This window comes from Rhodococcus sp. IEGM 1409 (assembly GCF_030056735.1).
Taxonomy (GTDB): domain Bacteria; phylum Actinomycetota; class Actinomycetes; order Mycobacteriales; family Mycobacteriaceae; genus Rhodococcus_F.
On record NZ_JASHKN010000002.1, the window covers coordinates 617,078 to 631,960 of the forward strand.

A 14,883-nucleotide genomic window follows, 5' to 3' on the forward strand; every position below is an offset into this window, starting at 1 on the left:
CGGCGGTCCGGTATTACGCGTGTGAGTTGAACATGTCCAGGAGCCCTTGGGGTGCGTTCTCGCCGAAGCACATGTCCAGACCATCAGCCGACTGTTGTGCCGATGCGGCGCTGCGCGGGAAGAGTCGCTCTTCGTAGGCAGCGAGTCCTTTCTCCGTGCCGCTGTGTGAGGCGATCGCTTGACCGAGTTCGGCGCCGTCGAGCAGTGCCAGGTTCGCACCCTCTCCGGCAAACGGCGACATGACGTGGGCCGCGTCCCCGACCAGTGTGACCCCGGGAGTGCGGCTCCAGCTGTGTCCGATGGGAAGAGCATGGATGGGACGAGGGGTCAGCGAGCTGTCCGCTTCGACGATCAGTGACCGCAATGATTCGTCCCAGTCCGAGAAGTGTTCCAGCAGAATCTTCTTCGCATGGTGGTCGTCTGAGAAATCGACGCTCGAAGCCCAACTCTCGGGAACTCGGACGGCGGCGTAGATGTGCAGACTGTTGTCGGTCTCACGGTGGGCAAGGAAGCCCTTGTCGGCACTGAGTGCGAACATCATTCCGCCGCCGACTGTTTCGGCGGATTCCGCGTGCTGGTTGTCGGCGTCGTGAAGGTCGAACTCCACGAAAGATATTCCCGTGTAAACCGGAGTGGCGTGTGAAACCAGTGGACGGATTTTCGACCACGCACCGTCGGCGCCGACCAGGAGATCGGTGGTGAAGCGGGAGCCGTCCGCGAGATGAACTTCGTGTCGACCGTCCAGCAATGCATGGGCGCTGCGCACCTTGGCTCCCCAATGGACGGTGTCTTTCGGCAGTGAGCCGAGTAGTAAATCGCGCAGTTGGCCGCGATCGACTTCAGGGCGGTCGCCGTCTCCCTTGTCCTGCTCGCTCAGGTGCACGACGGCATTTCGATCGAGAACGCGCGTCTCTTCACCGCCTTGATGAACGAGTGCGCGGAACTCGTCGTACAGACCGGCGGCACGAAGTGCGATCTGGCCTGAGTTTTCGTGGATGTCGAGCATCCCGCCTTGAGTTCTGGCTGTCGGTCCGGATTCGAGATCGAATACCGCCGAATTGATTCCGTGCTGATGGAGGACTCGGGCGAGCGTGAGGCCACCGAGGCCGGCGCCGATGATTGCGATGGGGTAGTGGTTCACCGTGGGTTCCTAAGAAGTGAGAGGGGTGTTCTCGATGCCCGTAATGAGCGTTCGGAATCCCCAGGAGAGGCGTGCGGTGGGCTCCCCGGCAAGTAGGGCTGTGGCATGGCTCGCGACGAGGGGATGCGTCTGCGGGTCTGCGTGCTGGATTGCGTCGGTCAAGGCGTTCCACCGGGCGTCCGTGTCCGAGGCGTTGTTCGGCGCCGAGTGCTCGGCAGCAGTGGACGTCGCGTACTGAAGCAGAAGGTCCACGCCCCAGGCGGCTTGACCTGGGGGAACCTTGCCCTCGTCGAGCAATGCCAACAGGCGTTCGAGCAGGTGTACGTAGTGAACTCCGCTTGGGCGCGAAACGAGAGCCGACTGCGCAAGGCCGGGATGATCGAACAATGCGGCCGTGTAGGACGTCAACACCCGTTCGAGGCGCGCTTGCCAAGTGCCGGAAATATTTTCGGCGAGATCGACGACTCCGAGCAGCTCATCCAGAACCGCGGCGTGCAATTCGGCTGTGTTTCGCACGTACACGTACAGCGACGCGGGTCCGGTGTCGAGTTCGAGGGCGAGTCGACGCATTGTCAACTTCTGCAGCCCCTCCGAGCGCAAGATATCCACCGCCGCACTGACGATGCCCTCGCGTGTCAGTGCGGGTTTGGCCGGGCGATTGCGTCGGCTCGATGGACTTGCGGGGTGAGTGGGCATGACTTAACCGTACACGAACATGTTCGTAACGAACATGTTCGTTGCGTTATGCGTTGGGCTACATGCCCGGGCCGCCGGATAGCATCGCGATCGTCAGCAGGATGCCCCCGACGACCCCACGAGCGGCCTGTCGCTGTTGAGTAGCCAGTCGTTCAGCGATCCCACGAGCGCCTTTTTCGGGTTCGATCTGTCGATGGTCGAACCAATCGACAGATCGAACCCGTTATGTCACTTTTATCCGATTGTCGGTTGAGTCAGAGTGATCAGCCGTAAATGTTGTCCGGGCTGATCAGCTTGGTGATCGGTACCATCAGAGCGCTGGTCAGGTCAGTCTCGCCGTCGATGTCGGTGTTGATGAAGACGACGAGGGTGGTGTCCTTCTCGGGCAGGTAGACCGAGACTGTTTTGTAGCCGGGCAGGCTTCCGTTGTGACCGATCCAGCCGCCGCTGTTGAACAATCCGAGTCCGTACCCGGAGCTGTCGTCCCCTTCGCCCAGGGGTTCGGTGTGCAGGCGCTGCTTCTGAGTGTTGTCGGTGAGGAGATCGCCCTTGGCCAAGGCCGGAACCCAGATGCGCATGTCGTCCAACGACGAGATCATTGCGCCCGCGGCGCCTCCCCACGACGGGTTCCAGTCCGTTGCTGCGGTCACGGATTCGTCGAGTGTTTGGTTGGTGTATCCCTGTGCGTGGGGGTTCGGGAACGCGTTGGTGGTGGGAAAGCTGGTGTGCTCCATGCGAAGTGGTGTGGTGATCTTGGTGTCGATGACGTCCGACAGTGTTGAGCCGGTGACCTTCTCGATCACCATGCCGAGCAGAAGGGTGTTGGTGTTCGAGTAGTCGACGGTGGTTCCTGGTCGAATTTGGAGTGGGAGGTCTTTGACGTATCCGAGGAGCTCGTCGGATGTGAATGATCGGCGAGGGTCGGAAAGAACATCCACGACAAACTGTTCGGACGTCGTGTAAGCCACGAGGCCGCTGCGCATCCCCGCCAGCTGGCGCAAGCTGATCGCATCACCTTCCATGACACCATCGACGTACTTGGAGATCGGATCATCGAGACCGATCTTTCCCTCGTCGACCAATTGCAGCAGGGCGGTCACAGTAAATGTTTTGGTGACGCTACCGATCCGGTGGTAGAAGTCGGTTTCCATCGGTGCTTTGGTTGCCGTATCCGAGACTCCTGCAACCTTGACATAGTCGCCGTCGGGTCCCCAAATGCCCACCATCGCACCGGGAATCCCGGTCGAATTCACCGCTGCGTCGATGATCGAATCGAGCTGATCGGTGATGGCAGAGTCCATGACCTTGTCGGATGTGGATGTGGGATTGTCTGTGGATTTGTCCGTGCTGCAGCTGATTACAGCTCCGGCAACCATTGCGCTGCACAGGCCGACAAGCATGATGCGTCTTGCTCCGATTTTCATGAGTCGAACTCTGCCTGCCCGACGAGGCTTGCACATCGACCCCGGGTACGGCTGGTGCAGTCCCCAGGTACCCCGGCAACCGGTACTGGGGGACTACTGAACCCCTGCCTGAACCCTGGCCTTGGGTCAGAGCCCGCCGTCGAAGAAGGCTGCCAGTGCCGGTGTCGGGTCTGCCGCGGTGCCCGTATTCGCTATGCCGACAACAATCAATCCCAGCGTGAACAGTGCAGCAAGGACACCGATCGACCCCAACACGAGCCTCGCTCGTCTGTCGGAGCGCGCTGTTTTCGTGCGGCGTGCCCACAACACCACAGTCACGGCCAGTGATCCGACTGCCGCGATCAGCGCGATCACAGCCATGGCCGCGTGATACAGAGCGAAGTCGTTGATCATCAGGTCGAGGGCAGGGTTTTCCTGGCTTCCGGCGCCCGTCGACTGGGCGAGCTGTTGCCGGACTTGACCGAGAGTGTCGGCGAGTTTTCCATCCGTCTCGCCCATGGGCAGCATCGAGATCAGCGACGAGAAGGATGCAACGACACCTTGGACATTTGCCATCACGAGCACCGAAGAGAACAGTGCGAGGATCGTGACCAGGCCCCCGGCCGAGACGTATGCGAGTTTCTTTCCAAGAGCCAGCGGGCCGGCGTTCACGAACGACGAGAAGAGCATGCGGCCGAGCGAGAGCAGAACTGTCAGCAGGATGACCGCAATCACAGCCTTGGCCACGTGGTAGCGGAGCCAGTAGTCGACGGCGGACTGCAAACTCGGGGAAAAGGCTCGAACACCCGAATTCCAATACTCGACAAACCTCGCTTGGACCGTTTCGACGAGCTCACCCTGGTTTGCATACCCGTCGCCGGGTCGTTTTGTCAGCATGGCGGGGGCGAAGACAAAGGCCGCGGAGAACGTGGTGGCCAAAGCGCTCAGCGCAGCGATCTTGCGACCGGAGGCCTGTGTTGATCGCGATGGCCCTGCGGTGTTGTGCAGTGGGATTCCTCCAGCGTGATGAGCAATCATCTGGTCACCGTCCACAAAGTCATGTCCTCGAGTGTAGAAACCGGTGCATTGGAATTCATCAGACGTGGGGATGATGTTGTTCGCGGCGGCCTCCGCCCTTGGTCGGAGCCACCTCATGCCGAACCAAGCGACTTACTGCGTTCACGTGAGGTGTCGCGGTACAACAGATGTGTGAATAACTACTTCTCCCGAAGAGGCGCGCAGGTGTTCGTGATTCTGCTTGTCGTGACGACCACGGTGGTGGGATGGCTGTGGTGGACCAAATCGATCGCCTTCATGCACACTGCGGTAGTTCAGTTCGGAGTCGAATCGACTGAACCGGACGACGGTACGCTGACTGCCGTCTTCATCGACGTCGAAGCTTCGGAATTGGATCTTACGAAGACCGCCGAGCGTCTCGCGCGGACCCGAGGCGGTAGTGCAGCGGGCTACGAATCAGACCTGACGGTGACTTCCGCGGTCGACGTATCCGGATTGGCGGTTACGGCTCGTGGCCGAACACCCGGCCGCGCGCAGGCATTGGCCATCGCTGCCGCCGAGGCACTCAGTTCGTATCTCAGTGATGTCAGCCCTTCCGGTGCTCGCACATTCACCTACACGGTCGTCGACCAAGGTAATTAAGTATCTGGCGCGGATGACAATTCACACGAGCTGCGGAACTACGCTCGGACAATCACGTCGACGATCAAGCCGTGGTGATCGGAACCTTCGATCTGAATTCGCTCGAGCGATTTCGCCTGTGCGCCTCGCAGAACTACGTGGTCGATGCCGACGATCGCAGGGTACCGCTTGTCAGCGGGGTAGGTGGGAACGATGCCGACGCCCAATTGGTCTGCGGCGTCGGAGTAACCGACGTCGAGGAGGTCTCGGAATTGTTTGTGCATGAAGGTTGTATTGAAGTCGCCGCTGACGATGACTGTTTCCTCGGCGGCAGCGGCGTCGAGCGCGTTCCGTAGAGTGCTCAGCTCGGCAGTCCACACGTCGGGCGGGGTCACGTACGCCGGTCCGGGGTGTACCGCCAGAAGTGTAAATGGGGTAGAGAAATCCACTGTTGCAACAAGATTCGTTGGTCCGAAGCCGTTCAGCTCTCGCGTATCCGTCAGCGGAAAGCGACTGTAAATCCCTGCTCCACCGCCGCCGGCGTTGTCCGGCATCAAGAAGTGGTACGGCAATAGTCGTTCGAGTCCCTGATCCCGCAGGGATCCTTCGAGTGATTCGGTCAATTCCTGAACTGTCAGGACGTCGACTGCCTTCTCGCGCACCGTCGCAGTCAAACTGGCGGGGTCTGCCTGCCCGAACAGAAGATTCGCCTGCATCACCCGCAGTGACGGCCCGTCGATTTCGGAACCGTTCGCGACGTACAACGGGCTGATCACCGAAGCACCGATCGCTATGAGCGCAATCGAGATCGCCAGGAGGATCCAGCGCCGAAAGGCCAGGCATATCAGAGACGCGACGAGTGTGACTGCAAGCAGAATCGGGACGAACGAGGCGACAGCGATCAACGGGTTGATCGGTTTGGAGGAGTACAACGCGATCAGCGCGACAACGCCGACGGCAATGCCGCCCACGCCGGCAACCTGTGCGATGCGGCGTGCCGGAACGTTGTCCGTGGTGAATCCCATACCGAACGGTACCCAATACGGCCGATGCTCCCAACTTCGTCATGAAGTCAGTCGCTGTTCCTGGCGTGGAACGCACTCACCGCGGCCTCGAGAGTCGGGTAGAAATGCGTCGAATCGAACCGATCCCCGAGGCCGAATCGGATGAGTCGATCCTTGATCGGACCTTTCATCTCCGCGAACGCCAATCGAATTCCTTTGCCTTCGAGGAATGTATCCAGATCAACGAGTTCGTCGACGGCCGTTGTATCGAGTCCGGTGATCGGTTCGGTGGCAATAACCACCCATTCGACCGGGTCTGGCGCCTTGGCGACGACGGAGCGAACGAACTCGTCGAAGATCTCGCCGTTCGCGAAGAAGAGTGGGGCGTCGAACCTCACCAACACCAACCCTGGGATGCGATGCCCATCTGGATGGCGTTCGATGTCGTGGAAGCCGGCAAGGTCACCGGTTTCGACGAGTTCGGTCCGATGCGGTTGCCACACCTGTGCGATGACCGCTGCGAAGGACAACCCGATCGCAACAAGGATTCCTTGAAGCACACCGACCAGTGCGACTCCCAGGAATGCCGCGACAGCAAGGCCGAATTCGACAGTGCTCATCCGCCACATACGAACCATGCCGCCTATGTCGATCAGCGCACACGCGGCGACGATGACGACGGCGGCCAGTGTCGCATCGGGCAGATATGCCGTGAGTCCGGGAGCGACGAGCACAAACACCAGTACGGCGAGCGCCCCGACGACGCCGGCCAATTGTGTACGCGCCCCACTCTGTTCGGCTACCGGAGTTCGTGATCCGCTCGCAGAGATGGGGAATCCGCCGAACAGACCGCCTGCCACGTTCGCGACACCGATCGCCTTCATTTCGGTACTGCCGTTCACGTCCTCGCCGTGTCGGGCGGCAAACGTGCGCGAGAGAACGCCGGTGTCGGCAAAGGCAATCAACGCGATACCGGCCGCCGGCCCGATCAGATGGCCGACGTCCTGCCAGGTGACTCCTCCGACAGAGGGGAGGGGGAGTCCTTCCGGCAGTGCTCCCACCATACCGATGTCATCGATGAGACCGGCGGTAGCGGACAAGACTATTGCCGCGACAACGGCAACCAGCACGCCGGGCACAACAGGTACCCAGAGTCGGAAGGCGACTATGACAACGAGTGAGCCGATACCGATGGCGGCAGCGAGTGGGTCGACATCGCCACCGATCAGGGCCTTCCCGATTTCACCGATTTCACCGAGGAGGCCTGATGCGTCGACCGAGAATCCGAGCAGTTTGGGAATCTGACCGACCACGACAACGAGTGCGATGGCGTTGAGGTAACCGAGGCGGATCGGTTTCGAGAGGAGTTCGGTCACGAAGCCCAGACGAAGGAATCCGCCGATCACGAGGATGAGTCCGACAAGAATGGCGAGAACCCCGGCGAGTGCAAGCGCGTTCTCCGAATCGCCGACCACAGCCAGCGGTATGATCGCGGCGGCGATGAGCGGTGCCAGCGACGAATCAGGTCCGAGTACAAGAATTTTCGACGGTCCGACTAGCGCGTACGCGAGCAGCGGCACGATAGTCGCGTACAGCCCGGCGTACGCGGGCAGTCCGGCGGCTTCGGCGTAGCCCATACCCGCGGGGATGAGCAGGGCCGTCAGAACGAGTCCGGCCGTGATGTCTGCGCGCAGCCATTCACGACGATATTCGCGGGCAGTCGCGATCCCCGGTAGCCGACCTAGACTCTCAGCCCACATCATCCGTCAATTATCCCTCCAGCAGTTGTCAGAAGTCTCGAATTGTGCCCCATCGGTCGGCCGGACTGCGAGCGATACCTGAATTGTGTTGTTTTCGAACCGTTTCCGAGTCTTGACGCAGTCGTCTGGACGGACGACCATTAATGAATGACTGGCGACGAAGAGTTGCTCCACGTCGAGCGGGTGATCACTCGCCTGATTTCCCGTTATCCCGCCGTTTCTCCAACGGAGATCGAAGCCAGAGTGCGAAAAATTTACCAGCGCTTTGTCGGCTGTCGGATACGTGACTTCGTGCCTCTCCTCGTCGAAAAGGCGGCCAGACATGAGATCTCGAATCGCATGATCGTGATTCCGATACTGGATGAGCGGCCGGCGAAACTGAACTCACTCGAGCTGTAGCCGGAACGGACGTCGTCGGCGCATACTGAAATGACCTTGGACCAGGGAGTTCTGGCCGAATGCGGATTTCAGGCGCGAAACGTCAGCCTCCCGAACTCCTGATGTGGAAACCGAGTACAGGGAGCGTTGACATGGAAGGCTTCTGGGAATTCTTCTGGTTCATCTTCGTTTGCTTTGCGTTTGTGGCGTACTTGAGCGTGCTGTTCTCGATCATCACGGACCTGTTCCGTGATCACGAGACGTCAGGCTTGGCCAAGGCGTTGTGGATGATATTCCTCTTTGTCATTCCATTCTTGTCCGCGATGATCTACGTGGTCGTCAAGAATGACGGAATGACGCGGCGGTCGATGGAGGCCGCCCAACAGCACATACACGCGCAAAGTGACTACATCCGAACCGTCGCCGGCAAATCTCCGACTCAGCAGATCGCCGACGCCAGAGAGCTTCTCGACTCTGGTGCGATCAACGAACAGGAATTCCAGGCCATCAAGGCAAAGGCACTGGCGTAGTTTTCACGTCGTCGTTCATGCCAGCGCCGCTAGCGTCAGGCCCGGTGTCGTCAGGCCCGATGTCCTGTGCGGCAGCGCGGGCGGGACGAACCAGCACTTCCAGCGCGACGAGCGCGACCAAGGCAATGATGACGATCCAACCCACGACCAATCCGGTGGGGTAGCGCCAGAAAAGTAGCAACAGTGCGGCGATGCCGATGATTGTGCAGCGCAGCGGAACACGAAGTTGATTGGCCCATCGCTCGACCTGATTCGGCGTACGGCCGCTTGCAGAATGCCGGACGAAGTCCAACGCCTGCCCGTAGCCTCGACGAACGGCGATCGCCGACGACGACCCACCGACCAGGTAGGCGCCGAGTCCCACCACCACGCCGAGCACCGCAACCGCGCGCAGACTCGTCCGCAGTGGCACCAGAACAGTGTCGATGACCGCTGTGGCGGCGTCGGGCGAGAGAATATCGGTGGGCACACTGTCGAGGTAGATTGCACGCCCGATCAAGATTCCGATCGCGAGAACGAGCATTCCCAACGCAATCGACAAGCCGACCAGGGACAGGGCGCGGAGCCTGCGACCCGTTGGAGCAACGGCGACAGCGGCTGCTGCGCAAGCGATTCCCAACCATGGCAACACTGCTGAGACCTTGTCGAGTGCCGAGACGGCTCGCTGCGCCTTCACGAGTTCGGGGGACTGGAAGAGAACGAACTCCTTGTCCACGGAGGGGATTTTGTCAGCGAAGGCGAAGCCGCGGTCGATCAAGGTCGTTTTGACCCTGTCGATGATCGTGCTGAGCGAAATGCTGACGGTTCCGCTCTGATCGACTTCGACGGAATTGGGACCGTAGTCTCCGGTCATGACCGAGACGAGAGCGTTGTGCGCCGATCGGTTCGCCTGAATCCACAGGTCTTCGAACTGTTGTGACCCAACGAGCGAGCCCACTGTGTCGTGGACAAAACTCTTTGCCTGGCCGGCGATCACCGGTGCCAACCCCACCACAGCTTGATCCAGACGAGGCGCATTGGCCGCAAGATTCGACACGTCGGTCAGGGCGGTGAGTGCGTCGGTGGTGAGCCCCTCGACATCAACACGATCGAAGATCTCGTCGGTGATCTGATTCGTGATCTCCGCTTGCACAGCTGGATTCTCACCCAGTGGCGCTACCGTGCTGACGTAGCGGTCCGTGTCGAGGATCTGACTTCGGACGAAGCGGGTGGTTACCGACAAGGCTGCGAGAAGTGCGACCAGCACCAGCAGGATTGTCACCGCGGTCCATCGCAGCCCGTGTCCAGGTGGTCGGGAGACTTCCTCGAGGGTCGTTTCGCGGGCGCTGGGAGTTTGTGTGCGAAGTGTTGCTACTTCTTCACGCAGCCTGGCTAGTTCGGCACGTTCGTCCTCGTGGAGTGGGCCGTCGCTCGTGCCGTTTGCCATCATGTTCCTCTCCGGAGGGAAACTGCTGCCGCACAGATGAAAACGTTGAACTTGATGGGTGGAACCGAAGGTGTGGCCTCACATCACGTCGGGATTCCATGTCGCGACAGCCCAGATGACGAACACGTCGAGCGCGATGATGGTGATCGACCACCACGGAGAGTGGGGTAGCCACAGGAAATTCGCGAGGATCGACAGCGAACAGAAGATTATCGCGCCTACCCGTGCCCACGTCGCGCCGGTGAAGAGCATGATTCCGACAGCGGTGACGAGCACACCGAGTACGAGGTGAATCCATCCCCAGGAGGTGAGGTCGAATTGGTACGTGTATTCAGGGCCGACGACAATAACGTCGTCCTCGGATATCGCCGAGATGCCTTGGAGAATTTCGAGCACACCGACAGTGACGAGGAGAACCGCTCCGCCGAGGGCGCTTCCTTTTGCCACACCCTGCTTTACCAGTGAATCCTCGGACATCAGCGCCCCTTGGTTTCAAGTGCGAAATTGCCTGGCATAACTTCGTATTCCGACCGTTTACGGTGGTGAAGTATCCCGTCACAGCGCAAATCAAACATTGAGCGCCCTCGCCCTCGCTGTATTCGTCCTCGCTATATTCGCTCGCCTCCGAATCCGAAAGAACCTACCGTGACAGCATGAGTGTGGAGAACGCAGGCGGGTCGACGACGACTGCACCGGAGATGATTCCGACGGATCGGTTGGTGCTTCGTACCTACCGTCCAGGCGATCACCGGGATCTCCTCACCTTCTACGGGCGCAGCGACGTATGCCGGTATTTGCTGAACGATCCCTGGGATCTCGCGGAGGCTCGAGAGGCTGTGCAGACGAGGATTTCTCGCCGTGATCTTGCGGCCGGAGCGGTAGCACTTGTCGTTGAATGTGACGGCCGAGTTGTCGGAAGTGTGAGTGCATGGCTAGTCGAAGAATCGGGTTGCACAGCCGAAACCGCGCACACGGCAGAAGTCGGGTGGGCATTCTCGCCCGACTTCGGCGGTAGGGGATTCGCGACGGAAGCTGTGACCGCTCTGATCGACCTGGTATTCGCGACACCCCGATTGCGCCGCGTGGTCGCGCTAATGGATTCGAGAAACGAATCCTCGGCGCGACTCGCGCAGCGAATCGGTATGCGGCGAGAGCCACATTTTCGGCAGAATGCGTGGATCAAGAACGAGTGGACCGACACTGTGGTTTTCGCGACATTGCGCAGTGAGTGGCCTTCAGTTGTTTGATCGGACCGAGCGGGCTGTTACTTCGCGACCAGTTCGGTCAACTGTGGCACGAGTTCGTCGGTTGCCCACGGGACGCTCAGAACGCTGACGTACATGGTCGCGGCCGTCAGGCGATTGTCGGTGATCCACAAGTCTTTTCCGTTGGCGATGACCGGCCACCGTGCGAACAGAGTGTTGGCCAATGTGCTGTCGACTTCCGACTGATCGCTTGCCCAGCCGAGATAAACGTCGGTGTTGATCGTGTCGAGCTTCTCCATGCTGATGCCGAACAGGAATGAGTCGCCTGCGAAGTTCTTGGCGCCGTTCACCACATCGGGAGCGACTGTGAGCCCGAGGTTTTCGACAAACTTGACGCGCGGATCGTCCGGGCCGTAGATGGCGGTTTCGGTTTCTCCCTCGCGGATATAGGACCCGAAGGCAAAGGTGACTCCGTTGAATTCGGGATGGCTCGCCTTCGACTCCTGGACCGTTTCCTCGACCGACTTGATCAATGCCGTGGTCTGAGCGGGACGTCCGAGGGCCTTGCCGACATCGGTGGCGAGGTTTTGCCACGAGCTCGGCTGATACGGCTTGGTGTCGTAGGGGAGGGTTGGGGCGATCGAGCTCAGGCGCTGGTAATCCTGCTCGGAGAAGCCCGAGTACGGGGCAAGAATCAGATCGGGCGCGGCATTGAGAATCTGCTCGAACAGAAGCTCACCGCTGTCGGAGTAGTACGGCGCGGGGGTGGGCAGCGTCTGGCCTGACTTTTCGAGTTCGGCCCTGGTCCACGGCAGGAACCCGTCGGCGTCGCCGGCCCACGAGTCCTTCTGCATCGCGATCGGGGTGACGCCGAGGGCGATGACAGTGTCGGCCGCTGCGGAATCGAGGGTGAGGATCCGTGTCGGTTCCTTGTCGATGGTGGTCTCGCCGAATGCGTGCTTGATCGAGACAGGGAATGCGCCGTCCTCGACGGCGGATGCCGACGAACTATTTTCCTGGGCGTCCGATGACGACTGTGTGCAGGCAGTCAGAGGCAGTGCCGCCGCCAGCATCAGCGCAACAACGATTCGTCGCCTTCGCGGGGGACGAATTCTCTGACGGGCAGATCTGAACACGCGAAACTCCTCGGGATTGATCGGGGAAGTGCATGCACGACTCAACGCAGGACGCACATGAGAGCAGGCTTACCTAAGTGAATGTAAGGCGTGTTCGTGTAGCGAAGGGGCCAGCAGATGTCGACAACAGGTCAGACTCGGGTCAATTGACGGCGGCGAGCGCATTGCCAGGGGTGTAGCCGACCGTCTTACGAAAAGCAGCGATGAAGGAACTCGACGTCCCGTACCCGACTCGACGGCTCACGGCGTTCACACTCATCCCGGTCCCTAGCATGCCGAGGGCTGTGCTCATGCGAACCAGAGTGCGCCACTGCGCAAAACTCAGGGCGAGTTCCGCGGCAAAAATCCGGGTGACCGTGCGTCGGCTGAGGTTGAGAACGTGCGCCCACTGATCGAGTGATCGATCGTCGGCGGGATCCGACAGCACTTTGTCGACGAGTATCCGAAGCCGCGGATCGCGGGGGATCGGCACGTCGAAACGCGGGGCCGATGCGGGAGTGAGGAGATCAACGCAGACCTGCTGTGCCCGAAGGCGTTGTTCTGCAGGCATTCCGGTGTGCGCGAGGTGGATGAGCAGTACCCGGGCCGCTTCGCTCAACGTCACGATGCACGGTAGGTTCCAGGCGGGTGTCCACAACTCGGGGGTGAAGAGAGTGGCGCGGAACGCGACGTGGGGATTGGCCTGACCTTCGTGGAGGACTCCGCGAGGGATCCACAGACCGACGCCGGGCGTGACAGTCCAGAGTTGATTGTCGATGATCATGTTGACGACGCCACGGTCGGACCAGATCAGTTCGTGCTCGGCATGAGTGTGCTGCGGCCACTGGGTGATGTGGTCGGTCTCGACGATGTACGTCGTCAGTTGGAATGGCGCCGGGACGGCACGCGCCATCGGGGTGTGGCGGTCGGTTTCCCGTGAGTGGGGACCGTCGTCCAGGTGTGGACCGTCGTCGATTTCACGAAGGGCAGGGATCAGCACCGCGGACTACCTCCAGAGCAAAGTTAGGTAAACCTTACACTGAAATGTGCTGGGCTCAGTGACCCGCACCCAGTTCGATGAGAAGCACGCCTGCGGCGATGAGACCGATCCCTACGATCATGAGTTTGGTCAGCGGTTCGTGAAAGAGAATGCGGGATGCGATTGCCGTCAGCGCCACCCCGCACGCGGTCCAGATGCCGTACGCCACGCCGATCGTCAGGCCCGCGTCGAGTGCGAGTGTGAGGAAGGCAAAAGCGGCGAGATACCCCACGGAGACAACTGCGAGCCAACGCTTGTCGCTGCCGTCCTGCGACGCCATCCTCAGCGACAGTGTTGCGGTGACCTCGGAAATAATTGCAGCGATCAGAAATACGAAGGTCATGCCGGGTCCGCCGCTCCGCTGTCGGCAGCTGCCTGAGAGCCGAGTTCGACGCACAGCACTCCGCCGATGACCAATGCAATCCCCACGCCCATGGTGGCTGTCAGAGGATCCCCGAAAAGGACAGTCGCGAATACCGCTGTCAGGACGACTCCGGTTGCGCCCCAGATTCCGTATGCAACACCGAGTCCCATGCCCTCTCGCAGGACAAACGACAAGGCGGTGAACGCCGCCAGATATCCAGCGACGACCACGACGTACCAGACGGGGTGATCAAGGGCAGCGCGCAACGACAGCGTCGCAGACACCTCCGTCAGGATTGCGGCAATCAACAGCAGCCATTTCTTCACGGGTCGGATTCTCTCAGGCTCCACGGATTCCGGTCGCGCACTACTGTTGAGACATGACGTGCGTGCTGCTCGGCGGAATCCGCGACGGTGACATCCGCCACGACGCGTCCGGTGACGAATACGGCCACGACGCGTCCGGTGACGAATATGGCCGCGACGCGTCCGGTGGCGATGCAGCCGCGACGCCGATCCTCGACTGGGGCAACGACGACGTGGCCCGCTTGTACGACGACATCGCAGAAGGCGCGATTCAGGCGGCGCCGGAGTTCCTGGTGTCGGCGCATCGCAGCGTCGGCGCAAGGATTCGCGCGGTCTACGGGCTCAACGACCAGCAACCCGCCTCGGTGACATTGAGTCGAGGACGCGGATCGTGCAGTCAGAGACTTGCAGTCGTCGAAGCGTTGGCTCGCCGCCACGGTATCGCCACCCGAGCACGGGGTCTCGTACTCCGTGGGGAGTTCTGGTATCCGAGATTTCGGCATCTACATGGGGTGATTCCGAAATCAGTGCTGCTTGCATGGCCCGAATTTCTGATCGACGGAAGCTGGCGGGACATCTCTGAGATCGTTTCACCCCCGGCCCTTCCGGCTGTCTCGGTGGATTCAGCTGTCGAACCGTTCACGAACAGCGGCGAGGAAACTCTGTTCGACGCAATCGGTCGCGCTCCGATCAGCTGGGGCAAATCGGTTCCGTGCAATTGCTTGGACTTCTCCGAATTCGTCGAGCGTGATCTGGGCACCTTCGATTCCCGCGACGAACTCTTCGAGAAATTCGGACAGACGATGTCGACCCCCGTCAGGGTCCTGCTCGATCCTGTTTTCCGGAACTGGAGTGCGTCCGGCTGACTCGCGGCGCGAG

General features: G+C 60.5%; 17 protein-coding genes. 5 read left to right on the top strand and 12 right to left on the bottom strand.

The features are described 5' to 3' along the window. Positions 1-13: 13 nt before the first annotated feature. The 4 genes from QM716_RS08875 to QM716_RS08890 form a co-directional block, all read right to left on the bottom strand. Complete coding sequence (locus tag QM716_RS08875) at positions 14-1,141, bottom strand: FAD-dependent oxidoreductase (protein WP_283303786.1); 1,128 nt, start codon at positions 1,139-1,141, stop codon at positions 14-16. A gap of 9 nt (positions 1,142-1,150) precedes the next feature. Continuing rightward, entirely contained in the window at positions 1,151-1,837 is a 687-nt protein-coding gene (locus QM716_RS08880) for a TetR/AcrR family transcriptional regulator C-terminal domain-containing protein (RefSeq protein ID WP_283303787.1), read from the bottom strand. Between the two features lie 263 nt (positions 1,838-2,100). Further along, positions 2,101-3,261, bottom strand: a complete 1,161-nt coding sequence (locus QM716_RS08885; RefSeq protein ID WP_283303788.1) for a serine hydrolase domain-containing protein — start codon at positions 3,259-3,261, stop codon at positions 2,101-2,103. Between the two features lie 126 nt (positions 3,262-3,387). Beyond that, positions 3,388-4,278 carry a hypothetical protein gene (locus QM716_RS08890; RefSeq protein ID WP_283303789.1) on the bottom strand — a complete coding sequence of 297 codons (891 nt, stop codon included), beginning with the start codon at positions 4,276-4,278 and terminating at the stop codon, positions 3,388-3,390. A gap of 225 nt (positions 4,279-4,503) precedes the next feature. Between QM716_RS08890 and QM716_RS08895 the strand changes: the two genes are divergently transcribed. Further along, positions 4,504-4,899: a hypothetical protein gene (locus QM716_RS08895; RefSeq protein WP_283303790.1), complete on the top strand. Its 396-nt coding sequence runs from the start codon at positions 4,504-4,506 to the stop codon at positions 4,897-4,899. A 38-nt stretch (positions 4,900-4,937) separates the two neighbouring features. Here QM716_RS08895 and QM716_RS08900 read toward each other — a convergent pair whose 3' ends face one another. Both QM716_RS08900 and QM716_RS08905 read right to left on the bottom strand, forming a co-directional pair. Further along, complete coding sequence (locus QM716_RS08900) at positions 4,938-5,903, bottom strand: endonuclease/exonuclease/phosphatase family protein (RefSeq protein WP_283303791.1); 966 nt, start codon at positions 5,901-5,903, stop codon at positions 4,938-4,940. A gap of 47 nt (positions 5,904-5,950) precedes the next feature. After that, positions 5,951-7,645 carry a SulP family inorganic anion transporter gene (locus QM716_RS08905; protein WP_283303792.1) on the bottom strand — a complete coding sequence of 565 codons (1,695 nt, stop codon included), beginning with the start codon at positions 7,643-7,645 and terminating at the stop codon, positions 5,951-5,953. 144 nt (positions 7,646-7,789) lie between these two features. On the opposite strand from QM716_RS08905, the gene QM716_RS08910 reads away from it, so the two are divergent. Continuing rightward, complete coding sequence (locus tag QM716_RS08910; protein WP_283303793.1) at positions 7,790-8,041, top strand: three-helix bundle dimerization domain-containing protein; 252 nt, start codon at positions 7,790-7,792, stop codon at positions 8,039-8,041. A gap of 131 nt (positions 8,042-8,172) precedes the next feature. Further along, positions 8,173-8,550 carry an SHOCT domain-containing protein gene (locus QM716_RS08915; RefSeq protein WP_283303794.1) on the top strand — a complete coding sequence of 126 codons (378 nt, stop codon included), beginning with the start codon at positions 8,173-8,175 and terminating at the stop codon, positions 8,548-8,550. On the opposite strand, the gene QM716_RS08920 is transcribed toward QM716_RS08915, so the two are convergent. Both QM716_RS08920 and QM716_RS08925 read right to left on the bottom strand, forming a co-directional pair. Beyond that, positions 8,528-9,976 (bottom strand): hypothetical protein, encoded by a 1,449-nt coding sequence (locus QM716_RS08920; protein ID WP_283303991.1) that lies wholly within the window; start codon positions 9,974-9,976, stop codon positions 8,528-8,530. The genes QM716_RS08915 and QM716_RS08920 overlap by 23 nt on opposite strands. A gap of 78 nt (positions 9,977-10,054) precedes the next feature. Then, positions 10,055-10,453, bottom strand: a complete 399-nt coding sequence (locus QM716_RS08925; RefSeq protein ID WP_283303795.1) for a DUF7144 family membrane protein — start codon at positions 10,451-10,453, stop codon at positions 10,055-10,057. A 176-nt stretch (positions 10,454-10,629) separates the two neighbouring features. Here QM716_RS08925 and QM716_RS08930 point away from each other — a divergent pair, with 176 nt between their 5' ends. Beyond that, positions 10,630-11,223: a GNAT family N-acetyltransferase gene (locus QM716_RS08930; protein WP_283303796.1), complete on the top strand. Its 594-nt coding sequence runs from the start codon at positions 10,630-10,632 to the stop codon at positions 11,221-11,223. A gap of 17 nt (positions 11,224-11,240) precedes the next feature. Here QM716_RS08930 and QM716_RS08935 read toward each other — a convergent pair whose 3' ends face one another. The 4 genes from QM716_RS08935 to QM716_RS08950 form a co-directional block, all read right to left on the bottom strand. Further along, positions 11,241-12,317, bottom strand: a complete 1,077-nt coding sequence (locus QM716_RS08935) for an ABC transporter substrate-binding protein (RefSeq protein ID WP_283303797.1) — start codon at positions 12,315-12,317, stop codon at positions 11,241-11,243. Positions 12,318-12,459: 142 nt separating this feature from the next. Next, positions 12,460-13,296: a helix-turn-helix transcriptional regulator gene (locus QM716_RS08940; RefSeq protein WP_283303798.1), complete on the bottom strand. Its 837-nt coding sequence runs from the start codon at positions 13,294-13,296 to the stop codon at positions 12,460-12,462. Between the two features lie 55 nt (positions 13,297-13,351). Then, positions 13,352-13,678 (bottom strand): DMT family transporter, encoded by a 327-nt coding sequence (locus QM716_RS08945; RefSeq protein ID WP_283303799.1) that lies wholly within the window; start codon positions 13,676-13,678, stop codon positions 13,352-13,354. Next, positions 13,675-14,025, bottom strand: a complete 351-nt coding sequence (locus QM716_RS08950) for a DMT family transporter (RefSeq protein WP_283303800.1) — start codon at positions 14,023-14,025, stop codon at positions 13,675-13,677. The genes QM716_RS08945 and QM716_RS08950 overlap by 4 nt, the downstream gene beginning before the upstream one ends. Positions 14,026-14,078: 53 nt before the next feature. On the opposite strand from QM716_RS08950, the gene QM716_RS08955 reads away from it, so the two are divergent. Then, the gene (locus tag QM716_RS08955; protein WP_283303801.1) at positions 14,079-14,870 is read left to right on the top strand and encodes a transglutaminase domain-containing protein; all 792 of its coding nucleotides are present in this window, start codon (positions 14,079-14,081) and stop codon (positions 14,868-14,870) included. Positions 14,871-14,883: the final 13 nt, after the last annotated feature.